The organism is Yersinia fenwicki (assembly GCF_043099325.1).
Classification (GTDB): domain Bacteria; phylum Pseudomonadota; class Gammaproteobacteria; order Enterobacterales; family Enterobacteriaceae; genus Yersinia.
The window spans coordinates 2,747,795-2,774,305 of sequence record NZ_CP170755.1; the positions used below are offsets into that span (position 1 = coordinate 2,747,795).

Consider the following 26,511-nt stretch of genomic DNA (forward strand, 5'->3'; position numbering starts at 1 on the left):
TTAATATATATTTTTATTTCTCTTAGCTATTTAATTATTTCTTAAATTAACTTATGTTAACGCCAGTACATAGCCCATATGTTAAATAAGGTGAGTAATGTGTCGATCCCCTCTGCCGATGTTTCTCTATCAGGCAAATTAAAATGGCGTGGCCGAATGTGGAGCCGGTTGCGAAACATGGCCTTCCCGCTACGTATATTTCTGCTGCTCTTGACCGTCTCTATTCTGCTGATCGGCGCGCTGGATCGCTTTCTCAGCCATAATTTTGAGCAATACCTACTCGATCAAGTCAGCAAAACAGCGATGAATCAGGCAAAAATCATTGCGTCGATGGATTCCGTAGTCAATGCCGTGAAGCACCGCGATAAGGCACAATTGGCCCAAATCGTCAGCCGACTCGGGAGTACTTCCGATCTTGATTACCTCGTCATTGGTGATACTCAATCTATTCGTCTGTATCACCCCAATCCCGAGATGATTGGCCATCCAATGCAATGGACCAAACCCGGCGCACTGGAAAGGGGCGAGAGCTACATTATTTTTGGCAAAGGCTCTATGGGTGAAGCCATGCGCGCCAAAACCCCCATACGCGATGAACAGGGAAAAATCATTGGCGTCGTCTCTCTGGGATATCTGATCAGCAAAATAGACCACTGGCGGCTGATTTATCTGCTGCCACTGACCCACTCTTTCATCCTGGTACTTGCCGTATTATTGTTACTGTCATGGCTGTTTGCTCATCATATCCGCCACCAGATGATGGGAATGGAACCCAAAGAAATAGCGCGAGTGTTGCGCCAGCAAGAAGCCTTGTTCGGTGCAGTATTTGAAGGGTTGTTAGCGGTTGATCCTGAGGGAAAGATCACTGCAATCAATCAAAATGCGCGTAAAATGCTGCATATTCTTGCTACGCCACAACAACTGATTGGTCGTAAAGTCAGTGAAGTCGTCTCTCCTGACCACTTCTTCCTCGATCAAAGTGGTGAAAATCGCCAGGATGAACTCTGTACCTTTAATGGCTTAAATGCCATCGCCAACCGCGCGGGTATTTGGTCGGAGGATGGTGTGTTTCAGGGTTGGGTGGTGAGTTTTCGCAGCCAGGATGATATCCATACTCTCAGTGCTCAACTCAGCCAGATCAAGCAGTATGTCGAGAATCTACGTACGGTGCGCCATGAGCATCTGAACTGGATGTCAACTCTGAGTGGGTTGTTGCAAATGAAAGAGTTTGACCGGGCGTTGGAGATGGTGAAAACCGAGTCGTCCTCCCATCAGGCGCTGATTGATATGCTGCGCACCGGATTCAATAACCGACAGATTGCCGCATTATTATTTGGTAAATACCATCGGGCCAAAGAGTTAGGGCTCAATTTGAACTTTGTCCCCGGCTGCCAGCTAGGTCAGTTACCTACCAATATTGGTGAAAATGAACTGGCCGCTATCATGGGAAATCTGCTCGATAATGCCTTTGAGGCCAGCTTAAAAAACCCTGAGGGCGATAAACAAATTGAAATTTATCTGTCTGATGAGGGTGATGATGTGATTTTAGAAGTCGCCGATCATGGCTGCGGAATTGAGCCACAGTTACAAGATAGCCTGTTCGAGCGGGGTATCAGCACTAAAAATTCAGATGAACATGGTATTGGGCTGTATCTGGTGGCCACCTATGTTCAGCAAAGTGGTGGCACCATCACAATAGAAGAGAATCCGCCGCGCGGCACCTTATTTACAGTCTTTATTCCGAAGACGCATTGATCTCAAAGACAGGGAGATCCCATGGAATGTCTTAATATTTTAGTGGTAGAAGATGAAACACCACTGGCAGAAATGCATGCCGAATTTATCAAACAAAGCAGCCATTGCCATGAAGTGTGGCTGGCGGGTAATTTGCAGCAAGCCCGCAGCATGGTGGCTCGCTTTCACCCTGATTTAATTCTGCTGGATAACTATCTACCCGATGGCAGTGGTTTAGAATTATTGCGTGAACTGACCTTACAGGGATTCTCTGGCGGTATTATTTTCGTCACCGCAGCCAGTGACAGCGAAACTGTCTCCGAAGCTATCCGTTATGGGGTTTTTGATTATCTCATAAAACCAGTGGCTTACGAACGGTTGGAACAATCCCTGGCCCGCTACAGCCATCGTCATCAAGTCTTGCAAGATGGTACCAAGGTCAATCAACGCCAGATTGATGAAATGTACAACACCTATGCTCGTGGCGAGCAAAAAGTGACATTACCGCTGGGTATCGACCAAATGACACTGGATAAAATCCAGACGCTATTCAGCTATACTGCAGATGAGTACACAGCTGAAAATGTCGCGCAAATGCTTGGGTTGAGCCGCACCACCGCTCGTCGTTATCTGGAATTCTGTGCTGCGAATCAAGCACTACAAGCAGAGATTATTTATGGCAAAGTGGGCCGACCACAACGGATCTACCGCAGTAAAAAATCGCTATAACCACCACTGAGTTCCACTCATCCCACAGCTTCGCGCTCCACACCTATCTTGTGGAGCGCAGCGTTTTTCACCGGAAACTACCTATTTCACCGTCAGATTTTGGCCGCATCTGTTAAGCCTCTTACATTTTTGATAACAATTATTGCTACGCAAATGATTGATCAGCATCATGCAGTATGGGTTCCGTAATAATGAAAAATCATGATTAATGTCGCGTTGATAGATGACCATATTGTTGTCCGCTCGGGTTTTGCCCAGTTGTTATCGCTAGAAAAAGATATTCGTATTATTGGTGAGTATGGTTCGGCGGCAGAGGCTTGGGCCAATCTACCCAACACCGATGTACATGTTGCTGTTATGGATATCTCGATGCCGGACGAAAGCGGGCTTAGCCTGCTCAAACGCCTGCGCCAAAAAATGCCACATTTTCGCGCCATTATTTTGAGTATTTATGACACCACCGCATTTGTACAAAGTGCGATGGATGCCGGTGCCAGTGGCTACCTGACTAAGCGCTGTGGCCCGGATGAATTGGTACAAGCCCTACGAACCGTTCATGGCGGCGGTCTCTATCTGTGCGCTGATGCTTTGCGCGCCCTGCGCCATATGCCACAGCAGCCGCAACAACTGGCGATTTTGACGCCACGTGAGAAAGAGGTCTTCCAGTTACTGATCAATGGGATCAGCGTCAAATCTATTGCCGAACAATTGTCTCTCAGTCACAAAACTGTCCATGTTCATCGCGCCAATATTCTGGGCAAACTGAATTGCGAAACTACCGTCGAGCTGGTGCACTTTGCGCTGCAACATCAGTTGCTGGCGGGAAACTGACATGTGGCAGCTGCGCTCAGTGGGGCTATCGCTGTTCCTGGCTATTTTCTTCTCACTGAGTTGGCTAGCGCTGTGGACCATCAGTTTTTATCTCAGTGATGATGGTTTACATGCGGTTCTATTACTGCCACAAGGCTTACGGCTGGCATTAATGATATTGCTGCCGCGCTGCTATTGGTCAGTGTTGCTGCTGACCGAGTGTGTCGCCTTGTGGTGGCTGCACAGTGAACAGTTGCAACCCGCTGTGTTGATTATGTTGTCACCGTTCCTGAGTTTATTGCCCGCCGAACTGACCCAGCGTTTTTGGCACCATTACACCCTTTACTGGCAGCGGTTATTACTGTTACTCGCTGCCGTCACCGGTAACAGTGTATTGCATGGGCTGGTACTGGGCTTCTGGCTGCCTTTACCATTAACCCAGACACTGCTTGCCACTTTTACCGGGGGCATTCTGTTAGTGCCGTTTACCTATCTCATCTACGAATATTTAAAACAGCAGCATATCCGAAACTTGTTCTCGCAACAGATGCCAGACCCACCGCTGCGCACCTCACTGCTGATTTGGTGCTCGCTGATTTTTGCTATTGGGGTTTGTGTGCAAATAGCTATTGCTCCCAATATGGAGCGACTACTGCTGATTTTTGTCTTTCTGCCCAATGTCTTTATGGCTTATAAATTTGGCTGGCAAGGTGGGGTGTTGGCAGCCGTGTTAGGTAGCCTGATGATTACCGTGACGCGTCAGGCAAGTGGTGCATTCCATGATTTGGCGGAACTGGAATTGTTCCTCTCCACTCAAGCACTGCTAGGGCTGACACTGGGGATTGCCATCAGCCGCCAACAACAGTTGGCTCAACATCTGCATCGTTATCGCAATCAATTGGAGCAAGAGCTACAAACCCGGCGTAAATTAATGAAACGGTTAGTGCGCACCGAGGAAGATGTGCGCAAAGAAATTGCCCGTGAGTTGCACGATGAAATCGGCCAAAATATCACCGCCATTCAAATTCAAGCCATGCTGGTCAGCCGCAGTGCACCCTCACCGGCGGCTCAATCTGCAGCTAATCAAATCAGCAGCTTATCGCAACGAATCCATCAAACCACCCGCCAACTGCTGCGCCAATTGCGCCCACCGGTACTGGATGAAATGCCACTTGATCAAGCCCTACACCATTTGGCGAAAGAGTTTGCTTTCGCGGAACAAGGGATTCATTTCCAATTGGATTATGCCCTACCCGCGACACCCGGTGAGGATATGGTGATATTTACGCTGTACCGGCTGGTACAAGAACTGCTCAACAACATTAATAAGCACGCTAATGCTAGCAATATTCAGGTCAGTTTGCGCCTGTCCGACAATATCATCACCCTGGAAGTGCGCGATGATGGCATGGGAATCCCCGTACAACCACAAGGCGGGGGATTTGGTCTACGCGGGATTGAAGAACGGGTACGGGCATTGGGCGGTGACTGGCTACTGCAACGCCGCTTAGGAACCCGCGTGGTAGTTAACCTGCCAACCCATATCCGTACTCATGACTCTGTGAGCCCGCCCACAGAACGGGATAAAAAACCCTCATAACTAAGCATTATTCCTAAGCGTCTACAAACTTGTCTCATCTCTTTTACTTTTTCCTTCCTTACACTCAACATAATTACCGGAGGAATCCATGTCAGCACCGCTATTGTCGTCAAAGACTTTGCCCCCTGAGCCTTTGACGCCGGAACAGGTGAATGCGCGTTACCGCTACTGGCGACCGCGCCTGCTGGCCGCAATGGTGATGGGCTATGCCGCCTTTTATCTAACACGTAAAAGTGTCAACTACGCCATGCCAGTGATGCAACTGGAATTGGGGTTGGATAAAGGAGATATCGGTTTACTGGGCACCCTATTCTATTTGGCCTATGGCGGCTCAAAATTTGTGTCCGGTATTGTCAGCGACCGCACCCAGGCACGTTGGATCATGGGCATCGGTTTGATGATGACCGGGATACTGAATGTGGTGTTTACCCTGTGCCACTCCCTGCCCGCCTTGTTGGTGGTCTGGACTTTAAATGGTTTCTTTCAGGGATGGGGATGGCCCCCCTGCGCCAAATTGCTGAGTACCTGGTACTCGCGCAACGAGCGTGGAACCTGGTGGGGATGTTGGAATACCTCCATCAGTATTGGCGGCGCGGCAGTACCGCTGTTATCGGCCTTTCTGGCCTCGCATTACGGCTGGCAGGCCGCACTGTTAGTGCCTGGCGCTATTGGTATCGTGTTAGGTCTTTGGTTGTGCTGGCAATTATGCGACAAGCCGCAACAGCAAGGTTTACCGACCATCGGCCAATGGCGGCGAGATCCGCAGGATCAGTGGCAAGAGCAGCAAAGCCCCCCCATGCCGATGGGGCGTATTTTTCGCGATGCCATTTTGCGTAATCGCACCATATGGTTATTAGGGATTTCTTATGTGCTGGTCTATCTGATCCGCATCGCCCTCAATGACTGGGGCAACATTTGGTTAGCGGAGAGTCATGGAGTCAATTTGCTTAGCGCCAATGCCACCTTATCGCTATTTGAGTTAGGCGGGTTATTTGGGGCGCTATTTGCTGGTTGGGGATCAGATTTATTATTTCGCGGTCAGCGCGCACCAATGATTTTGTTATTCGCATTGGGGCTGTTTCTGACCATGACGGCCCTGTGGCTGGCGCCAGTACATAACTATCCACTACTGTCCGTGACATTTTTCAGTATTGGTTTTTTTGTTTTTGGACCACAGATGCTCATTGGCCTGGCAGCCACCGAATATACCCATAAAGATGCTGCCGGTACGGTCACTGGGTTTCTTGGGTTATTTGCTTATCTCGGTGCGGCGCTGGCGGGATGGCCGCTGGCGCAAGTGTTGCAACATTATGGCTGGCAAGGTTTTTTTGCTTCGCTAACACTGGCATCGGCAGGCGTTGGATTGTTATTAATGCCGCTGTTAATGACCGGTATTAATCGATTGAAAGCAGTACGTTAAATAAAAAAAGGACGTTAACAACGTTAGTCATACCTCTACCTACAACAACAATCCTTTATGCCTCAGTAATGGGCGCATAAAGGAAATAAAAAGGATAATGTTATGAAACTCTTACCTCTATCAGCACTGGTCGCCGCAGGTCTCGCACTGAGCGCCGTTACCACCGTCGTCCAAGCGGAAGGCCGTTTGGTGATTTATTGCAGCGCAACCAATGCCATGTGTGAAGAAGAAGCCAAAGCGTTCGGCGAAAAATACGATGTCAAAACCAGCTTCATTCGCAATGGCTCCGGCAGCACACTCGCTAAAGTAGACGCAGAGAAAAAGAACCCACAGGCCGATGTCTGGTATGGCGGTACCCTGGACCCACAGTCTCAGGCCGGTGAAATGGATTTACTTTATCCTTATGCCTCACCAAATTTGGCGCAAATCATGCCGCAATTCCGTGATCCGGCCAAACGCAAAGGTAACTACTCCTCTGCGGTATATATCGGTATTTTAGGGATGGGGGTGAATACTGACCGCCTGAAAGAGAAGGGCCTGCCAGAACCTAAATGCTGGAAAGACCTGACCAACCCTATCTACAAAGGTGAAATCCAGATTGCCGATCCGCAAAGCTCGGGCACTGCCTACACCGCGCTGGCTACTTTCTCTCAATTATGGGGTGAAGATGCTGCGTTTGATTACCTGAAAAAACTCAATGCCAACGTGTCGCAATACACCAAATCCGGTATCGCCCCGGCACGTAACGCCGCACGCGGCGAAACGACCATTGGTATTGGTTTCCTGCACGATTACTCACTGGAAAAAGAGAAAGGTGCGCCCCTGAAACTGATTTCGCCTTGTGAGGGTTCTGGCTATGAAATTGGGGGTGTCAGCATTCTGAAAGGCGCGCGTAATCTGGATAACGCCAAGTTATTCGTTGACTGGGTGCTGTCAAAAGACGCGCAAGAGTTAGCATGGCAGAAAGGTCAGTCCTATCAGATCCTGACCAATACCACAGCGGCGACCTCCCCTAACTCACTCAAACTTGATGATCTGAAACTGATTAATTACGACATGGACACTTACGGTGCAACCGAGATGCGTAAGAAGCTGATCACCAAATGGGTTAATGACGTCAAGATGGGCAAATAGCAGCCCACACAATAAGCGAACCATAAAATAACTTATCGCTTTTCTATCACCAAGCCCTTGGCGCGGCAGCACCGCGCTGTCGCGTCAAGGGTGAAGGTTAGATCTGGGGAACACCATGACTCACTCACATGCTCTGCGGCTCCCGCAGACACGGGATACCATTTTCTATTGGTTGGCCTTTGCCGTGGCTGCTTTTGCCTTATTACCCGCGTTCAGTTTGGATTATAGTCTGCTTGAGGCCAGCCGTTCTGAGCTACTGGCCGCCTATGGCTGGTCCAGTCTGAACATCAGCACATTATGGTTTGCCTTGCCATTAGTGCTGCTTTTCCGGCCACTGTCCCCACAAGGACGCGAACACCGCACCCGACATCTGTTTGATGCCGGTTTCGCCCTATTCTGCGCTCTGTTCGTGGTCATCACTTCGGCCTGGCTGCAACGTGGGCTGGGTTTTGCCACTATCGGCTTGTTTATTGCCCTGGGCGCTATCATTACACTGGCGTTCGCTCGCCTTGAATGGTTGGGGGGCGATCGTTTTGTCCTCGGTTCGCTGGTCACCATTATTGCCCTTATCACCGTTTTTATCCTGTTTCCCAGTATCGCTATTTTTATTCCCATCTTTACTGATGAAAGTGGGGCTTTTGCGCCCTGGCAATTTATGGCGATCCTTGGGCAGGCTCATATCCTGCAAGTTATCTGGAATTCGTTTGTGCTGTCGGTTGCGGTCGGCATCGGCTGTACCTTCTTTGGCATGGTGTTAGCTATATACACCACGCGAATTGCTAAACGCTCAGCATTACTGGGGCGAATTTTCTCGATTTTGCCGATTGTCACCCCGCCTTTTGTGGTTGGATTGGGTGTCACCTTGATGATGGGCCGCTCCGGTTACGTGACCGAATTAATGGTCACCTGGTTCGGGCTGACAAACACTAACTGGCTTTATGGTTTTACCGGTATCTGGTTGGCGCAAGTACTGGCCTTTACGCCGATGTCATTTATGATCCTCGATGGTGCGATAAAAACGATTCACCCGTCGTTGGAAGAAGCCTCTTATACCTTGCGGGCCAGCCGTTGGCAGACCTTTATGCAAGTATTCCTGCCGCTATTGAAACCGGCTCTGGCGAACTCATTCTTAATTGTCATCGTGCAATCACTGGCTGATTTCAGTAACCCACTGGTATTAGGCGGGAACTTTGATGTGCTCGCCACGCAAATCTACTTCTATATTACCGGCGCACAACTTGACTATCCGGCAGCGTCGACACTGGGTGTCATCCTGCTGATGTTCTCGCTGTTTATCTTCTGTATTCAGTATATGTGGATAGGCAAACGCTCCTACGTCACCATCTCCGGCAAATCTTCGCGCGGTGATGTTCAGCCCTTGCCGGTCTCATTAGTTTGGGGCACAACAGCCATGTTATATGTGTGGATTGCCTTTAACGTATTGCTGTACGGCAGTATTTTCTATGGCAGTTTCACCGTCAACTGGGGAGTCGATTACACCCTGACGCTCAATAACTTCAACCAGTTATTTGGCCAAGGTTTCAGTGATGGCGCGTGGCCTTCGCTGCTCGATACACTGTTGTACGCCGGTATTGCCGCACCTATCACGGCCGCCTTTGGTCTGCTGATTGCCTATATCGTGGTACGTCAGCAATTTCGTGGCAAAAAAACCATCGAATTCAGTACCATGCTCTGTTTCGCCGTACCCGGAACTGTGGCGGGCGTCTCCTATATTTTGGCCTTTAACAGTGCTCCGGTCTACCTGACCGGTACGGCAGCTATCGTCATAATCTCAATGGTGATGCGCAATGTGCCCGTCGGGATACGCGCCGGGATTGCCGGTCTGGGCCAACTTGATAAATCGCTGGATGAGGCCTCACTCAGTTTGCGGGCCGGTTCGCTACGTACCGTGATTTATATTTTGCTGCCATTACTGCGCCCGGCGATTCTATCGGCGCTGATTTATAGCTTTGTGCGGGCGATGACCACTGTCAGTGCCATTGTTTTCCTGGTAACGCCGGATACCCGAGTCGCCACCTCTTACATCCTTAACCGGGTAGAAGATGGCGAATACGGTATCGCGATTGCCTATGGCTCCATCCTGATTGTGGTGATGCTTGCCATCATCTTCCTGTTTGATTACCTGGTTGGCGAAGCGCGTATTGCCCGCTCGAAAGCCAGTAATGCTGAATAACGGCGCACTGATAAGGCTTAACATAATGACTAACGAAAGCTATGAATCTGATAAAAATCATGGGTCTGATAAAAAGCATTTTGTCGAACTCAAACATGTCACCAAGCGTTTTGGCACCAATACCGTTATCGATGATTTAAATCTGGCTATCCCCAAAGGCGAAATGGTCACGCTGCTGGGGCCATCTGGCTGCGGTAAAACTACCGTATTACGGCTGGTCGCTGGGCTGGAAAAACCCACTGGCGGGCAAATTTTTATCGATGGTGAAGATGTCACGGACAGATCTATCCAGCAGCGAGATATCTGTATGGTGTTTCAGTCCTATGCCCTGTTCCCGCATATGTCACTGGGCGAGAACATTGGTTATGGTTTGAAAATGCTAGGGCGGCCGAAAGATGAAATTCGCGAGCGGGTGAAAGAAGCACTGGCGTTGGTTGATTTAGACGGGTTTGCTGATCGTTTTGTCGATCAGATTTCTGGCGGGCAACAGCAACGAGTGGCACTGGCGCGGGCCCTTATCCTAAAACCTAAAGTGCTATTGTTTGATGAGCCGCTCAGTAACCTGGATGCCAACCTACGCCGTAGTATGCGCGATAAAATTCGTGAATTGCAGCAGCAGTTTAATATTACTTCGCTGTATGTTACGCACGACCAAAGCGAGGCTTTTGCCGTGTCTGATACCGTTTTGGTGATGAATAAAGGCAAAATCATGCAAATCGGTGCGCCACAGGAGCTATACCGCCACCCTGCCTCTCACTTTATGGCCAGTTTTATGGGTGATGCCAACGTATTCCCTGCACGAATCAACAGTGATAGCGTTGAAATTTTTGGTTATCACATTCCACGCCCACAAGGATTTGCTGATGGATATCAGCAAGCTACGGTCGGTGTAAGGCCAGAGGCCATTACGTTAAGCCAGCAAGGTGACCCAAGCCAGCGCTGCACTATCAATAAAGTGGCTTATATGGGGCCGCAATATGAAGTATCAGTCGATTGGCAGGGCCAATCATTGCTATTACAAGTCAATGCCACACAGTTACAACCCGCTCCTGGCGATAGCTATTATCTGCAAATTCACCCATATGGCATGTTTGTCCTGACGGATGCGCCCCAGTAAGCACCCTGGCGGGCAGAGAACCAACACCGCTGCCCGCCATTTTCCCGGCTATCAGACCCGTTTTACGGGTAAATGTTGAACGAAAAGCCAAAAATCTCAACAAGTTGCACAAACTGTAAGCAAACAATCCAATTTTGCTGTTTCCCCCTTTGACATGTTCCTCATACCCCGCTATTATTCGCCCCGTTCACACGATTCCTCTGTAGTTCAGTCGGTAGAACGGCGGACTGTTAATCCGTATGTCACTGGTTCGAGTCCAGTCAGAGGAGCCAAATTCTTATTTTCATGCATCTTTGCGAATCCCTATGTGATTCAGATTCAATAAGTTAGCTTGAAAAACCTTTCCGATGCGTTTTTAGTTTTCCCTCTGCATCGGAAGAATTTGGTGGTCAGATTTGGGGTCAGGTTGGTTCGATAATGGAGTGACCCCCATATGTCTCTTAACGACACAAAAATCCGCAACTTAAAACCATCCGCAAAGCCCTTCAAAGTTTCTGATTCTCACGGCCTATACCTTTTAGTTAATCCAGGTGGTTCACGTCTCTGGTATCTCAAATATCGTATCAATAGAAAAGAATCCCGCCTTGGCTTAGGTGCTTATCCTGATGTCTCTCTGGCTGATGCTCGTCAACAACGTGACGGTATCCGTAAGCTACTGGTGCAGAATATCAACCCAGCACAACAACGCTCCGCTGAAAGAGCCACTGCGTTGCCAGAAGAAACCTTCAAGTCTGTTGCACTAAGCTGGCATAAAAGCAACAAAGCATGGTCTGAGAATCATGCCGTCCTTCTGCTCGCCAGCATGGATAACCATATTTTTCCAATCATTGGGCATCTACCTGTCTCTGAACTAAAACCACGTCATTTTATCGACCTACTGAAAGGGATTGAGAAAAAAGGTTTGCTGGAAGTGGCGGCTCGTACCCGGCAGCATATGTGCAACATCATGCGTCATGCCGTGCATCAGGAATTAATAGAGCACAACCCGGCGGCAAATCTGGACGGCATTATCGCCCCGCCCGTTAAACGCCACTACCCTGCCCTTCCGCTGGAGAAACTACCGGAACTATTGACTCGCATTAAGGACTACAAGCAAGGGCGAGAATTAACCCGTTTGGCAGTATCACTTACTCTGCACCTGTTCATCCGTTCCAGCGAGTTGCGCTTTGCCCGTTGGTCTGAGATCGATTTTAGAAACAAAATCTGGACCATTCCGGCTACCCGTGAATCCATTCCTAGCGTGCGTTATTCCGGGCGTGGTGCCAAAATGCGCACGCCACATATCGTTCCCCTCTCCCGTCAGTCCATCGCTATACTGAAACAGATACGGGATATATCCGGGCATCAGGAACTGATATTCCCCGGTGACCATAATCCATATAAACCAATGTGCGAAAACACGGTCAACAAGGCGCTGCGCTTGATGGGTTATGACACGAAAGATGAAATCTGCGGCCACGGATTTCGGGCAATGGCCTGTAGTGCTCTGATGGAGTCTGGTCTGTGGGCACAAGATGCCGTTGAACGTCAGATGAGTCACCAGGAACGCAACAGCGTTCGAGCCGCTTACATCCATAAAGCAGAATATCTAGATGCTCGTAAAGCGATGATGCAGTGGTGGTCGGATTATCTGGATGGATGCAGGGAAAAATATACCCCACCCTATGTCTGGGATAAACTGGAGAAAACATAATTTTATCTAATAAGTAATGGCCTCAGTTAATCAGTAAAGTAAAAGCAGATCCGATCTATTATCGGTCTGCTTTTTCAATTTGTATCGGTTTCAACATTTGTATTTTCGCGCTCTGTTGGCGATCTCGAGTCCTGGCACACCCTTTCCTTTTTTATGCCTCCTTATCAATAAATATATTTATTTCATTCAATAAGTTGGCGTGAAAATATTTTCCAATACGTTTTGATTTATCCCTTCGTATCGCGGAATTTGTGGGTCAGATTGCGGGCCATTCTGTTCGACGAACGGAGTGACCTTCATATGATAACTGACAGCAAAGTCCGATCCGCGAAAACTCTCGCAAAATCTTACAAGCTCACCGATTCGCAAGGCCTGTACCTGACAGTATCCACCAGCGGCGCTAAGCTATTTCCGCTATCGCTTCGGCGGTAAATAAAGCCGTCTGGCCTCACACCACGCTGGCGGAAGTCTATGAAAAGCGCGATGCGGGGCGTAAGTTGCTAACGTCAAGATTCAACCTCTCTCAGCTTCGCAAAACGAACAACACCGCCGTTGATGAATCCCGCACCTTTCAGTTGGCACACCAGCAGCCTTAAACTCTGGTCGAAGGCTCATGCCAATAAAATCCTCACCTGCCTGAAACACCGTGTTTTTTCTACTATCAGCGCGATGGATATTGCTCAGGTTGAAACCCAGCATCTGGCGCAGTTGGTTAAGGCGATTGACGACAAAGGCGTGCATGGCGTCGCCGGATGCGTGCGCCAGCATCTGACCAAAATAATGCGAAATGCCATACAACAGGGCGTAATTAAATACAATCCGGCTTATGCAGTGCATCAGTGGAGCTCGGAGTACGTTAAGATTTCGCACCAAATGCCTGAAACACTTCTACCCACGCGGCAAGATGCGACTCGGCCCGTTCCGCGCGCCCGCCAGAACGGCTTCACAGGCTTCCTTCAGTGTCATTTCCCTAACCTATGGATTCTCAGTAGTGGCGAGGCCTGCACCTAGATAGTGAGTGCCCGGAAAACGGACGCAATAGCATACACCTTAGAGGCCATTGACGGAGAGGCAGTTAACACGTAATAATCATATAATGACCAATTTATTTCATGATATCGACCAATGACTAAAAAAGTTAATTTAGTGACATATGCCGGGGCAGATGTGATCACCGTGAACGAAGCCGTGTCGCTCCGGATTAAGCAGTACCGTAAGTTAAAAAAATTATCGCTCGATGAATTGTCCAGACGAGCAAATGTCAGTAAAGGCATGCTGGTAGAGATTGAAGGGTGTAAGGCCAACCCAAGTATTGCGATGTTATGCCGTCTTGCAGCAGCAATGAGTGTATCAGTGGCAGATTTTGTGGATGTGAGCAGCAAGCCTGACGTTCGCATCATTGCTGATACAGATATTCCTGAACTCTGGAAAGGCGACAAGGGGGGAAGTGCAAGGCTTCTTGCCGGTTCAGGAGGACCTGACATGACCGAACTCTGGTTGTGGGAACTGCAGCCAGGAGAGAAGTTTCAATCCCCGGGTCATCCTTCGGGAACATTTGAATTGCTCTATGTGCAGTCTGGTACGCTCATGCTTGGCATGAAAGATAGTCTGTACCAGGTCAATACCGGCTGTTCCGCGACAGCCAGAACGGACGTTCCTCATTTCTACGAAAATCAGGAAGAGCATCCCCTCATTTTCATCATGACCGTTAACGAAAAAGCATCCTGAGTGATTCCAGTAGTGAATGACCAGGTTTCACCTGAAGGATATTTAAGTTTGAATTCCCAGTCAGCCATTCTGGCCACCATGATGGAAATGAAGAAAAATCAGGAAATTGCTTTCTATGATTTATTACTTTCTCCGGAATGCCAGTCATTTCCTGAGGTTGTTCTTGCCGGGTCATACTGGCTTAACCATATTCATATCGTGGATAAGATATTTCGGGCGCATCTGTGCGGAGAAACACATGATTACCAGTCTACCGTGAGTGATGATATACCCGATTTACATGTACTCAGACAGGAAGCAATTGACAGTAATGACTGGCTAATTTCCTACGCGAGCTCTCTGGGTGCTAACACTGGCATTAAGAGGGTTCAATTTATCTTCACGGATGGGGCATATGGAGACATGACACGTGAGGAGATCCTCCTTCACCTGCTCACCCATGCTCTTTACCACCTGAGTACCTTTAGTCCGTCAATGGAAAAAAATGCTCTTCCTGTCCCCCCAGTGCTGCTGACCACCATGCTGAGTATTTCCCGTACAAACTCTGCTCATGAAAAAGCGTAAAAAGAACCCTTGCCGGTATTCCTGAGGATATGCCCTGTGAACAATCAGCATCTGACTTTTCGGAAAGACAATTTTACCGTAACGACCGACGCTTCACGTTTCCAGACTGGCGCCATACGCAGTTTTCTTTCACAGTCATCCTGGGCACCAGGAATTGATGAAGAAACAGTGCGTTTATCGATAGAGAACAGCCTGTGTTTTGGCCTGCTCGATGGTTCAGAACAAATAGGATTTGCCCGTCTGGTGACAGACTATGCCACTTTTGGCTATCTCTGCGATGTCTATGTCCTCGATCAGTATCAGAAGATGGGTCTTGGTCGCTGGCTGATCGAGTGCTGCCATGCCCATCCGGTAATGTCACGTCTTCGGAGAATAATGCTGGTAACTGACAGCGCACCATGGTTATACGAGAAATATGGATATACCCCCCTGAACCGGCCTGATTTTGTCTGGCAGACCAATCGCCCAAATATTTACCAGAAACCGAAGCCCTGATTAAAGAGTCAGGGCAGAAGCTCTGCCATCTTCACTCATGTTCGCTATGAAGAACAGAACGCCTCCTAGACAAATATCTTTATGATTTTCCCATACCCAAAATCCTGCCGAGAGAGATACAGATCCCTTTTCTTTTCAGAAAGTTAGTTATGAAACCGGAAATAGTAAAAAGCACGCAAATTCAATAGGTCCTGTCTCTTTCGCACGCCCCCTTGTACATAGTTCATCCTGGGATTGGATTATCAGATAGTTGCGGACTATCCGTTTCAGCCATTTTAAAGAGAGTGATCTCACCCGAGAATCACTGGTAATAACTTAAAAAACAGATCTTGGTCAATATAATGATCAATAATAGTCAATACAATGACTACCTGATGACTTACGACCTTACAGTACGTTATCCAGGTATTTTTCAGTTTGTATACGGTCGGAGGGTCGGGCCCATCCATAAGGACGCAAGTAAGGGAACATACATGTCTTCATACCGGAAGCCTGCCCAACCCTCCAAATGGGAAATGGAGAAGAAAATGAATTCAGGTGAGCTGCAAGATCAAGTTATGTTTAACATCGGGGGCATTACACATGTATAACCCCCCTGAAACCCTGCAAGAAATAGGACTAGGAAAGTACTCATGGCCGCAGGTCATTAAATGGCTTTTAGTTATGTTAGTGGTGTACGCCATAGCCAGCGTATTTATATCCAATCCATTTTCTATCTTTGTAGATCGAACCACACCTGTTGATTATTCCAGAGTAATGTATTTTCATGGCATGACAGTGGGACTAGCCGGAATCACTGCTCTGATTATCAGTCAGGTGTTTGCTCTTGATAAAAAATTTAAAAAAATCATTTTCCTTTGTACTGTTGCCACAATTTTCATTGGGATTACGGGTGGTGCAATTAATCGCTCAATGGAATATACCAAACTGTTTCTCTGGTATCAGATCCTTTCTTTTATCGCGCTTGACGTGATTTTAATCACCATGTCCATCGGTCTGATTGTGATAAAGGACAGTGAGCTCAGACAATCACGTACCTATTATTTAGTTCTTTCAGCATCAGCAACCGCTGTTATCGCAGCCCTGATTGGCGATCTGGCGGGTTTTATCCTGGATTTTGGTGACTGGCCCGGCATTCTGGGATGGTACGCTGGAAAAATAGGTTATACGTTAGAGGAATGGCAGGGTAATCTTTTACGTTCACATTCAGATATGATGGTGGTTGCCGTTATCGGCCTGATTCTGTCTGTCATCAGTTGGAAGTACGGGCGACATCTGACGGGTATATCGTCATCAGCAAAAGCCACAGGTGAATGGATGGCCATCACGGGACTGGTTTTACTGATCATCATCATGGTCGTTTCCGGGTTCGGTGGCTCCGGTATGCAGATCCCGCACATTTTCACTGAGAAGGGATTTTATGCCCCACGGGGTCAGAGCGTGGCGGGTATTGATCTCGGCGATTTCACCATTGGCACATTCTTTTTGATGGGAGGAATACTGCTGATTGGGGCGGTTCTTTTCGGAAAAAAATCCCCAGGACACACATTAAGCAAAACAGCCAAATACACTCTCAGCGGTATTTTCCTTACCTGGAGTAGTATCGTTGTAACCGTAGCAGGCATGGGATTTCTTGAAGAGTATAGGGCCGATCTTTACAATTCGGCAAAAGATGTTCCCCTCGGGGATTATGGTTTTGCCTTCAGGATGCTACATCTCGATGTAAGTCTCATACTGTTTCCAGCAATCATGGTTGTAATGCTGCTTGCACAGCATTTTTTAAAAGATGATGAGAATAAATATATTCAATGGATTTTACGTACTGGTGTTGTGATGTGCTCTGTGGGTTCGTTGGTATATATGGTTCTTAATCCTGGTCCATTCGGTCCGGGATACTGGATTGTTGGCGCAGGGTTTTTGGTTGTTATTGTTGCAATGGTTTACTTTTTCCTGCGTAGTGATAACAAAGTAAAAGAACACTTTAACAATCAGTCTATTTAATAATCATTAAGTTACAAAATCGGTGCTGATACTGATAAAAAAGTACAGCACCAAATATATATTTAAGTATTTAAAAAGGAGAAAGGTAATAATATTTCTCTTCTAGATTTGGTCGTTTTAAATTTGAAAATAATATTTTTATTCTGATCGAAGAGAAGTTCAGTGGGCCGGGACTGCAGACTATGTATGTGAAATGAAGCTTTTGCCTTTATCAGGTACTTCCGGATAACTCATTGTATTGTGAGCTCTTTTTTTTGTTAAAGGCGGGGGTCGCAGACAGGTATTCTGCACATGCAGAACCTAACTGTTCGGGGAGAAGCAAACTCCTGGACTGAATCAATAACCAATTGTAAGAGATCCACATTATTGTCAGGGAAGAGACCGCCGGTTTGATAGAGGAACTGCACAGCTATGCCTGCTCACGGCACAGCGTGCAGATGATCATGTGAAACAATGATCGTGTTCTCAAAATAACATATTCACGATGATGAGACTGGTAATAACCCCCACCGCAGCCGGTATTCCGGAGCGGTAGCCGACCCGGCAGGAAAGTAAAAAACCACCTCATCATCCAGGAGCCGTGGAGAATTATTCTTCGAGTGATGAACCATTTGTGGCAATAAGTTTCTGATACCAGTAGAAACTTTTCTTACACAGGCGTCTACCGTCACCTCGCCCTAAATCGTCAAGATTGACGTAAACCAGTCCGTAGCGCTTTGACATCTGGTTTGAGGAGCAACTGATAATATCTATAGGTGACCACATATAATATCCCAGCACCTCAACACCATCCGCGATTGCCTCACCCACTGACCGGATATGATCCCGGAAGAAGGCGATACGATAATCATCTTCTACGGTATCATTGACCAGCTCGTCAAAGCAGCCGATCCCGTTTTCAGTAATCATGATGGGCTTTTGCCAGCGATCCCAGAAGAAATTCAGCACATAACGAAGCCCTACAGAGTCAATGGCCCAACCCCATGGGGTCTGAGCTAAAAGCGGGTTGCGCTTGTTATTACCTCTGAAATTATGAGCTATATCGGCATTGCTGACATATGTCGTATAATAAGAAAACGTCATGAAATCCGCAGTGTTTTTCAGGACGGCTTTGTCCTCTTCAGTAATATCAAGAACGATATTTTTTTCCTTGAAGAATCGCTTGATATACCCCGGGTACTCACCGCGTAGAAGAACATCAGCAAAGTATATTTCGTACTGATTTTTCTGCCAGGTCGCGAAGTTATCCTCCGGGCTTGTCGTTTCTGGATAGGCGAAATCAGTATATAGCATCATACCAATTTTGATATCCTCCCCCAATAATAAGGCATATTCTTTGACCCTTGCTGATGCAACCAGCTCATGGTGCACCCCCTGGTACTTATCCTGTTCAAGGGACGAGCCGTCATCCTCAAAAATACCCAAATGGTTGAAGGATTCATAACGAATAAGGTTAATCTGGTTAAATGGTATCCAATACTTCACCCTGTCATGATATCGGTCGAGACATACACAGGCAAAATTGAAGTATAAATCTATAAGCTGACGGTTCTTCCAGCCATTATAGTTAATCGCGAGATTTAGCGGCATCTCATAATGTGCGAGCGTGATCATCGGGATCATACCGTTATTTATGATTTCATCGATAAGTTCATCGTAAAACTTCAAGCCCGCCTCGTTTGGTGCAGCATCGTCACCGTTCGGGAAGATGCGTGCCCAACTGATTGAGGTGCGGAATGTCTTTAAACCCGCTGACTTGAGAAGTGCCAGATCTTCACGGAAGGTATGGTAGAAATCAATACCATTCCGTTTAGGAAAAATACCTTCAGCATCGTCCTGGGCCCGAATAGCATAGTCACGGGTAAGCTCGATGTTATACATTTTCCGCATATCTTCATTGAAAACATATTCATTAATGTCGGCAACACTAATGCCCTTGCCATCTACATTCCAGGCTCCTTCAGCCTGATTGGCAGCAATTGCACCACCCCATAAAAAATCATCTGAAAATTGCAGTAAGTTTGTACTCATAACATCTCCCATTTAAGACCGGGTTTTATAACCAAAAATGACAGGTAACAATGCACCAGTAATCAACGTAGCAAATAATGCAATACTGTAGACAAGCATATTACTTGCCGTCGGAATAGAAAGCAGGCTTGCAAAAACAAGATTATTTATGGTGAGATTATAGCCACCAACGATACCGCCACCCACTGCACCTGCAATGATGATGTAATAAATTGTGCGGCGGTTAGGAATGATCAGGCCATATAAAATTGGCTCAGTTACGCCACTGATTAATGACGGGAAAAATGCGCTACTTGCAATCTGACGAGTTCTGGCATCACGGGTACGGATCATAATTCCCAATGCAACCCCCATCTGCGAAATTGCAGACATCCCACCGATAGCGTAGATAGGGTCTCCACCATGAGCAATATTTGAAAATACAACGGGAATAATGGCCCAGTGAAGACCAAACAGAACAATAAATGAATATGCTGCCCCGATAATCATTCCCGCCACGAGGCTATTTACGCTAATAATGTAGACAATACCAGTGGCCAGATAGTCACCAAGATATTTCCCGAATGGCCCAAGTAAAAACATTGTAATAGGAACAACAATTACAACGCATAGTAATGGCACCATAAATAGCTGAATTGAGTCGTAAAGATTGACTTTAAAGAATTTTTCCAGGTACGCAGCAACAGGTACTGCAAAAAAGACCGGGAATATACTGTATCCATAATCCATGACAATCAGAGGCAACCCTACTACGTTTAATGTCTGACCTGCCAGATGAGTAAATTCAGGATAGAGGAGTGAGGCGCCTATGATGGAGCCGATCAATTCATTCGATTTGAGTTTACGTGCAATGGTAAAGCCAAGTAAAACTGGCATGAAATAAAACGGTACGTTGGCAATAAAGGAAAGGATGGTAAGTGTGCTGTTACCTGCAAGAGAAGGCAAGCTCAACAACAGTGTGGCCAAAGCCCTCAGCAATCCTGCCGCTGCAAGAATGCCAATCAATGGCAGGAAACTACCCGAAATAAATGCGAAGACCCAGCTCGTTATTGATTCATGCTTAGATACCGAATCTGTTGGCGGTTTTGCGATGCTTCCATCACCTGTCTCAAGTAGATTGTGTAGAGCGCTGTATACCGCACTGACTTTATTGCCAATAATCAACTGACATTGTCCGCTAGCCTGGACGACTGAAAGTATCAGAGAGTTAGCCTTGAGTGCTTCTTTATTTATTTTATCATAATCATAGAGATTAAATCGTAAACGAGTAGCACAGTGGAAGTAATCTTTAATATTTTCACGACCGCCTAAATCATCAATAATTGATGCTATTTGTTTTTCTTCAGACATATGTATAACTCTTTGGTGTAGGGTGTATTATGAAAATACATTCAAGAAAGAGGGAAATCAAAGGATATCGTTTTCCAGTTTTGGAAAATGAGATGTGACCTAAATCACATATTGAACCATATTAAAAACAATGCTCTCAAGATACTTATGTGAAAAATAATTAGCATAAAGCATTTGTGGGTAATTATTAAGCTCGATGTAATGAACAGGTCTGTTCTTTAATATAGCCGGAATACCTCCTGAAATAAGACATATACGAGTATTTTCCGCAACATTATTAATGTAATGACAGGAGTTAATCCACTGACCTGTGAGTGTAAGAATAAATAAACAATCAACTTGTCTTAAAATACTCCTAATGAGTTCATCATTAGAGCGTTCGACAAGATATACCTTTCTATTTCGACCACTGATACTTTCACGCATGAAATTCGCGATATTAAAAATAAATGAATTTGATAAAATAATGACAGAATGACTGTTATTAATAACTTCAGCCAGCGCCTTGCATTCGTTATAGGGAATATAATTATAAATTTCCTCAATAATTTTTTGTTCAGTCAGTCCTTTTATTCCATGATGCGCCAAACGGTAAGGCGCTATGTCATTTTTCAGTTCCTGAAAAGAGCCATATCCTATCTCACGAACGAACTTTGTAATGCTTGAAGGCGTCGTATTACAATACAATGCCAGTTCTTCAATATTTACATCAGGGAAATCTTCAATCTTATCAATAACCGCTTTTGCAATGGCTGTAAAGACATTGCGTTTACCCACATAAAAAAGATATTCCGACACCCTTACATATAAAGGACTATAGAAGACGCTGTCAAATTTGTTCCGCATTCCTGCATCCTCTGACGGTTAACAATGTTTGCCTGAGTGTAAGAAAGATAATCGAACATACAACGCAGGTAGCGAATATCAACGCCGTCACTGCGAGAGCATGGTTAAGTGGACTCATTGTGGCTCTGTCGACCCTGATGAGAGATGATGCCAGTGCCGTGGCCGGGAATGTGAACCCCCACCAGGCCTTGCTGAACGTATCCGGCACCATTCTTCGCCATAAACTGATAAGTACTACTGCAAAAAATAAAGCGGTCCATGCCATAAATTCGACGGCATCATTCACCCCAAGATAAACACAATAGAGTGCCACTGCTATAACGGCTGGCGCTGAAACCATAATCGCCAGGCCCGGCATAGCCTTCAATGGGGTGACGGGACAAACAAAAATAATTCGCCAGAGTATAAGTGGCATAAACAATGCCCAGCACAGAATAGCCGAGAAAAGGAGCATTTTACTTAATCCCGGAAAACCAAGATCGACACCGGCAAAAGCAGGTGATGCATTGCCTACCATCGGGATAAGCCATACAGGGCTGATTTCATGCGTCTCGAACTTGTCAATAATCCAGCGACGGAAAGTACAGGTCAGGAAGTAAATTTGTGCAATGACGCCGGTGATCCAGAGCATCTTTGCCAGCACAATGCTATAGGGCAGCAACCCCATGGAAAGCAAAAAGCCCGAAATAGTGGCAGCACAAAAAAAGTTCTTACTGGTGCGTGATTGCCATTCCGCAAGAATTGCCTGATGGCAAAAAATCAGACGCAGTAGTTGAGCAACTGTCAGTACAAGAAACACAACCAGACCCGAGGCGAGGAAGGTTTCTCCTGGCCATGCAGGAACAGCGTAAGTCAATGCGGCAGCGCGCCAGACAAGTCCAAGGCCTGTAATACCCATGACGGCTGAATATAAATCAAAGCTGACAAATTTTAGTTTTTCAGACACGAGCAATCTCACTTGTAAATTTAGAGGCGTTTTTCTTTGCCCCTGCAAAAAAGAATGATCATTTTTCGTGTATATTGGTCCTGCACATCATCATTTAAAAGGTCCAATTCCGTTAAATAATTGGACCACTGGAGAGGCTGTGATTGAACTTCATCTCAGCCGCAGTGCAACCGCACTGCCGCTGTATAACCAGATAGAACAGCAAATCAGCTGGCAAATTATTCAGGGTCAGTTGATTTACGGGGATGACCTTCCTCCGTCCAGGGAGCTGGCTCGCCTGCTCGGGGTATCACGGGGAAGCGTGGTCCGTGCCTATGAATTGCTGTGTTTGAAACAGTATTGTCACAGCCAGACAGGCAGGGGAACCAGGGTGATTTACCGATCGGCATCTGAACTGTCGTCACAGGGGCCAACTGCGACTGATAGCCCAACGGCTGAAAAATTTCTTCCAGGAGGTTTATCCTTACTGCCCAGCCATGCCAGTACAGCGCACCTCCCGGTGAGTGAGTTTCGACAGGCTTTCAATCGCGTATTACGTTACCCGGACCGGCTTAACCAGTTCGGCGAGAGTGCCGGCCACCTGGAACTACGGCAGCTCATCTGCGAAAAAATCCTTCCTTCGCGAGGGATTTCCGCCAGCCCCTCAGAAGTACTGATCGTCCCTGGTTCACAGTACGGTAGCCTGTTGCTCGCAATGACCATCGGGCATGAAAGGTCCTGCTTTCATTTCGGCGATCCTGGTTACATGGAGTTTGCCCGTAACTTTTCCCGTTTCGGCTATCACTTGCACCCGCATGGCATGGACACTGAGGGGATCGATATCTCAGGTTTTCATGCGACCTCCCAGGATATTCTTTACATTATGCCGGAACATCATTTCCCTCAGTGCATCACCCTTTCTGATGCAAGACGAAGCGATATCATTCGGTTGGCCATCCAGCATCAGTTGTTGCTGCTGGAAGATGACTACGACAGTGAGTTTTACTTCGAGCGTGCTCCAAGACCGGCACTAAGAGCCTCTGCGGCCAGCGATCACGTTGTCTATATGGGCACGTTCTCCAAGATATTGTTCAATACGGTCAGGCTGGGCTACCTTGTTGCAGATGCACACTTGGTAAAGCAGATGGCCTCACTGCACTGGAGTTTGTCCCGCGGTACAAGCGGTCTGCTTCAGCAATGGGTATGCGAATTGATTAAAAGCGGCTCTTACGAGCGGCACACCCGCCGGATGCGAACGGTTTACCGGCACAAACGGGATGCTATTGTCGCACTGATCCGCCATTACCTCCCGGATGCACAGTTTTCTGTTCCGTCTGGCGGACTACAGCTTTATGTCAGATTTTTAGATCCTGCAAAAACCCAACGGATCTCCGACTGGCTTTCCGCCAGCAACATTCAGGTCGCAGCCCCGCAAAATTATGTTTCTGATGTGCGCGCGACACCCCAGTTCATTATCATCGGCTTTGCCAACATTGACATAAATGAATTTGGGGCCGTGCTTAAAAAACTTCATAGCTTCTTATTATCAACGTCTGTACTGCCCTGAGCTTACGGACAGCATTCAAATACCGACGCAATTGATGAGTCAAGCAAGGTGCTGCTACAGTCATTACCTTCTGGTAGCATTCTAACCGAACGAAGCGGACAGAAATGCTAGGTACATTGGCGTTAGCAATGTGCCAACTTCGTTCGACAAACACTCATGGAATGAACTGCAAAACGGTTGACTCATCATACTGGGCCAAACTGTATTATCAAAGACACCGAGAACAAGGAAAATCTCATCAGTCCGAGCTCTGGCATTCAAATGGATAAGGAGCATTTGCTGCAGTTGGAAGACCAGAACCCGCTACTACGAAGCAAAATATTATTGGCACTCGAAAAACAAAATTCGCCCTTACTGAGGCTAGAAAAATATTGCTCATTTGGCTTCTTGTTTTGCTGTTTTATCAGTCATGGGGTTTAATTGACGGCCTGATATGGCCTGAAAGGGAAATAACCAATATTACCGAAAGGACAGTCAGGCCTAATACCAGAGGTGCATAGGTTCCCTGTGCCATCAACTGACCTGCTGCTGCAGTGCCAAGTGAGCCTGCAGTAATCTTCATTGCTCCCACCCAGACAAATACCTGTCCTCGACAAAACTGGGGAGAATATTCATTGCGTGCAGCAAGCGTGGCGGCAAAAAATGCTGAGTTGAGCATCCCGGTGATAAAGAAGAATACAAATACCGATACAAAGCCGTTTACCAAACAGATGGAAAGCAGGCCTGCGGCAATCAGCCCCCCAGTTTTCATCATCAGCCTATCCGGCTCACCTCTCAGCGGTATGATCATCAGACACAATGACCCTGCCAGATTACCGGCACCATAGGCAACGGTAAGAAAGGCGGCTGTGGCTGCTGGCACACCAAAAACATCAGCCATGTTCACAGCAATAACCGGCAGGACAGCGACAGCAAAGGCCACCGCCATCGTCAGGTACAGTGTCCGGCGCAAGCGCGTGTCCCGGATCATCAGAACAATAGTCGCTATGGCACCCGAAACTTCTGCAGGTTTGCCAGTATGTGTTGCCGGAGATACCGGCAGTCGCATGATAAAAAAGGCAGCGAGTACTGTGCAGGCTGCCAGAAGGTAAAAGGCGGCCGAAGGTGAAGACCAGGCGGAGATGGCAGCAACAGCAGAGGGACCCAGGGTACCACCAAACCCATAGGTTGCCACGTCCAATCCCTGCGCCCTGCGCTGACTTTTTTGGTCCGGCCCTGCAATGGCTGGCAGAAAAATGCTGATCCCTCCGGTCAGTAATGGACCACAGAGACCTGCAGCGATCAGAAACGAGGCTGTCAGGAATAAGGGAATATGGCCAAAAGTGACTGTCAGTAATCCCGTGATACCTGCATAGACCAGACAGGCTGTCGCAATGACTCTGCGCCCGTCCCTGGCTGTATCGATACTCCGGGCAATAAACGGACCAAGCATATGTGGAAGGGTAATGCAGGCAGCCATCCACCCGGTGACCGTGGAATATTGTTCTGATGACTGGCACAGCAGAATCACGGCCAGCACACCGCCACCATCTGCAATTCGTGCCAGCATCGCGGCAAAAGCATAGCGCACCAGGCCCGCCTGACCAGTAACGTTTTTGTATCGAAGCATCGTCATGGCGAATTATAGCCCGGTCATGTTTCAGAAGGACCGACAGACTGCCGGTCCCGGAGGAGAGTTACTTCAGATCCAGCTCGGTTATCACACGGGCAATATCCGCGATAGCACCAGCAGTCAACGGTTGCAGAGGACGAGGCAGACAGTCGGTATCGGTAAGCCCAAGCACTCCTGCAGCGGCTGCTATAACCCGGATACTTCCGCCATGTTTACGGAAAAGTGCCCACAAAGGATCCAGGCGGGCAACCAGAGCAGTAACACCGGCATGGTCTTTCAGCGCCGCAGCCTCTGTGATTTGTTTTGCTGTTTCCGGGAACAATCCACCGCATACGGAATACCAGACCTCACAGCCAGCATTTAATCCCAGACCGGCAAATGCATCCCCACTGATACCAATCGTCACGCCGGGACGAAGTTGTTTACGTAACGCATCGACGCGCTCAACGGCAACGGCTGGAGTATCAGGTACACCCGGTATTTTAATCGAATGAACACCATCCAGTGATGACAGCTGCCCATGTAGCTCATCAGTAAAAGTAAAATGCGTAGTACCTGGATTGTCATAGACACAGACTGGTACAGAAGCATGCCGGGTAACAGTCTGAAAGAGTGCAAAGACTTCTTCATCCCTGAGTGGCTGGTAACTGACCGCCGGAAGTAACAGGGCATCGGCTCCTGCAGCCTGAGCATCTTCAACCAGGTACAGGATTGCATCAGTGCTGACCGCGCCCACACACACCATGACAGGAATATCCCCGGCAAACTGATTTGCCAGATGAGCGATACGTTTGCGCTGCTCCCGGGTCAGATAGGCATAGCTACCGGTTGATCCCAGAATACCCAGAGAGTCGACCCTGGCCGCAGTCAGACGGGCCAGGATTTTGCTAAACCCCTCTTCATCCACGCCTCTGGCAGTGACAGGGGTTAACGGGAAAGCACTTAATCCAGTAAACATACT

20 protein-coding genes, 1 tRNA gene and 2 pseudogenes are annotated in these 26,511 nt (G+C 47.5%); 17 read left to right on the forward strand and 6 right to left on the reverse strand.

What is annotated here, in order from left to right; translation table 11 throughout:
• Positions 1-177 precede the first annotated feature (177 nt).
• The 15 genes and pseudogenes from dpiB (at position 178) to ACF3VQ_RS12720 (ending at position 17,219) form a co-directional block, all read left to right on the forward strand.
• Positions 178-1,755, forward strand: a complete 1,578-nt coding sequence (gene dpiB, locus ACF3VQ_RS12650; RefSeq protein WP_392435566.1) for a sensor histidine kinase DpiB — start codon at positions 178-180, stop codon at positions 1,753-1,755.
• Positions 1,756-1,776: 21 nt separating this feature from the next.
• On the forward strand, positions 1,777-2,463 hold the full coding sequence (gene dpiA / locus ACF3VQ_RS12655) for a two-component response regulator DpiA (RefSeq protein ID WP_392431282.1): 687 nt from the start codon (positions 1,777-1,779) through the stop codon (positions 2,461-2,463).
• Positions 2,464-2,664: 201 nt separating this feature from the next.
• Complete coding sequence (locus ACF3VQ_RS12660) at positions 2,665-3,294, forward strand: response regulator transcription factor (RefSeq protein WP_005168584.1); 630 nt, start codon at positions 2,665-2,667, stop codon at positions 3,292-3,294.
• A 1-nt stretch (position 3,295) separates the two neighbouring features.
• Positions 3,296-4,873: an MASE1 domain-containing protein gene (locus ACF3VQ_RS12665; protein ID WP_392431285.1), complete on the forward strand. Its 1,578-nt coding sequence runs from the start codon at positions 3,296-3,298 to the stop codon at positions 4,871-4,873.
• A gap of 88 nt (positions 4,874-4,961) precedes the next feature.
• Positions 4,962-6,293 (forward strand): MFS transporter family glucose-6-phosphate receptor UhpC, encoded by a 1,332-nt coding sequence (gene uhpC, locus ACF3VQ_RS12670; protein WP_392431287.1) that lies wholly within the window; start codon positions 4,962-4,964, stop codon positions 6,291-6,293.
• Between the two features lie 102 nt (positions 6,294-6,395).
• Entirely contained in the window at positions 6,396-7,427 is a 1,032-nt protein-coding gene (locus tag ACF3VQ_RS12675) for an ABC transporter substrate-binding protein (protein ID WP_075337605.1), read from the forward strand.
• Between the two features lie 115 nt (positions 7,428-7,542).
• Entirely contained in the window at positions 7,543-9,621 is a 2,079-nt protein-coding gene (locus tag ACF3VQ_RS12680) for an ABC transporter permease (protein ID WP_392431289.1), read from the forward strand.
• A gap of 25 nt (positions 9,622-9,646) precedes the next feature.
• A complete protein-coding gene (gene fbpC / locus ACF3VQ_RS12685) occupies positions 9,647-10,738 on the forward strand; it encodes a ferric ABC transporter ATP-binding protein (RefSeq protein ID WP_392431291.1) in 1,092 nt (363 codons plus the stop codon).
• Between the two features lie 196 nt (positions 10,739-10,934).
• A tRNA-Asn gene (locus ACF3VQ_RS12690) sits at positions 10,935-11,010 on the forward strand.
• Between the two features lie 161 nt (positions 11,011-11,171).
• On the forward strand, positions 11,172-12,431 hold the full coding sequence (locus ACF3VQ_RS12695; protein ID WP_392431293.1) for a tyrosine-type recombinase/integrase: 1,260 nt from the start codon (positions 11,172-11,174) through the stop codon (positions 12,429-12,431).
• Between the two features lie 300 nt (positions 12,432-12,731).
• Positions 12,732-13,259, forward strand: a pseudogene (locus tag ACF3VQ_RS12700) (tyrosine-type recombinase/integrase); the annotation flags it as partial.
• 297 nt (positions 13,260-13,556) lie between these two features.
• Entirely contained in the window at positions 13,557-14,159 is a 603-nt protein-coding gene (locus tag ACF3VQ_RS12705) for an XRE family transcriptional regulator (protein WP_392431294.1), read from the forward strand.
• 12 nt (positions 14,160-14,171) lie between these two features.
• Positions 14,172-14,723: a DinB family protein gene (locus ACF3VQ_RS12710; RefSeq protein WP_392431296.1), complete on the forward strand. Its 552-nt coding sequence runs from the start codon at positions 14,172-14,174 to the stop codon at positions 14,721-14,723.
• Positions 14,724-14,759: 36 nt separating this feature from the next.
• Complete coding sequence (locus ACF3VQ_RS12715) at positions 14,760-15,218, forward strand: GNAT family N-acetyltransferase (protein WP_392431298.1); 459 nt, start codon at positions 14,760-14,762, stop codon at positions 15,216-15,218.
• 582 nt (positions 15,219-15,800) lie between these two features.
• Complete coding sequence (locus tag ACF3VQ_RS12720) at positions 15,801-17,219, forward strand: hypothetical protein (protein ID WP_392431299.1); 1,419 nt, start codon at positions 15,801-15,803, stop codon at positions 17,217-17,219.
• 588 nt (positions 17,220-17,807) lie between these two features.
• On the opposite strand, the gene ACF3VQ_RS12725 is transcribed toward ACF3VQ_RS12720, so the two are convergent.
• The 4 genes from ACF3VQ_RS12725 to ACF3VQ_RS12740 form a co-directional block, all read right to left on the reverse strand.
• Complete coding sequence (locus tag ACF3VQ_RS12725) at positions 17,808-19,250, reverse strand: glycoside hydrolase family 1 protein (protein WP_392431301.1); 1,443 nt, start codon at positions 19,248-19,250, stop codon at positions 17,808-17,810.
• Positions 19,251-19,262: 12 nt separating this feature from the next.
• Complete coding sequence (locus ACF3VQ_RS12730) at positions 19,263-20,600, reverse strand: PTS transporter subunit EIIC (protein ID WP_392431303.1); 1,338 nt, start codon at positions 20,598-20,600, stop codon at positions 19,263-19,265.
• A gap of 99 nt (positions 20,601-20,699) precedes the next feature.
• Complete coding sequence (locus ACF3VQ_RS12735; RefSeq protein ID WP_392431305.1) at positions 20,700-21,377, reverse strand: transcriptional regulator, RpiR family protein; 678 nt, start codon at positions 21,375-21,377, stop codon at positions 20,700-20,702.
• Between the two features lie 52 nt (positions 21,378-21,429).
• Positions 21,430-22,392 (reverse strand): C4-dicarboxylate transporter, encoded by a 963-nt coding sequence (locus tag ACF3VQ_RS12740; protein WP_392431306.1) that lies wholly within the window; start codon positions 22,390-22,392, stop codon positions 21,430-21,432.
• A 139-nt stretch (positions 22,393-22,531) separates the two neighbouring features.
• Here ACF3VQ_RS12740 and ACF3VQ_RS12745 point away from each other — a divergent pair, with 139 nt between their 5' ends.
• Positions 22,532-23,938 (forward strand): PLP-dependent aminotransferase family protein, encoded by a 1,407-nt coding sequence (locus ACF3VQ_RS12745; RefSeq protein WP_392431308.1) that lies wholly within the window; start codon positions 22,532-22,534, stop codon positions 23,936-23,938.
• Between the two features lie 81 nt (positions 23,939-24,019).
• Positions 24,020-24,358 (forward strand): annotated as a pseudogene (locus ACF3VQ_RS12750) (hypothetical protein); the annotation flags it as partial.
• Here ACF3VQ_RS12750 and ACF3VQ_RS12755 read toward each other — a convergent pair.
• Entirely contained in the window at positions 24,342-25,553 is a 1,212-nt protein-coding gene (locus ACF3VQ_RS12755; protein WP_392431310.1) for an MFS transporter, read from the reverse strand. The pseudogene ACF3VQ_RS12750 and the gene ACF3VQ_RS12755 overlap by 17 nt on opposite strands.
• Before the next feature lie 61 nt (positions 25,554-25,614).
• Positions 25,615-26,508, reverse strand: a complete 894-nt coding sequence (locus tag ACF3VQ_RS12760) for a dihydrodipicolinate synthase family protein (protein ID WP_392431312.1) — start codon at positions 26,506-26,508, stop codon at positions 25,615-25,617.
• Between the last annotated feature and the right edge of the window lie 3 nt (positions 26,509-26,511).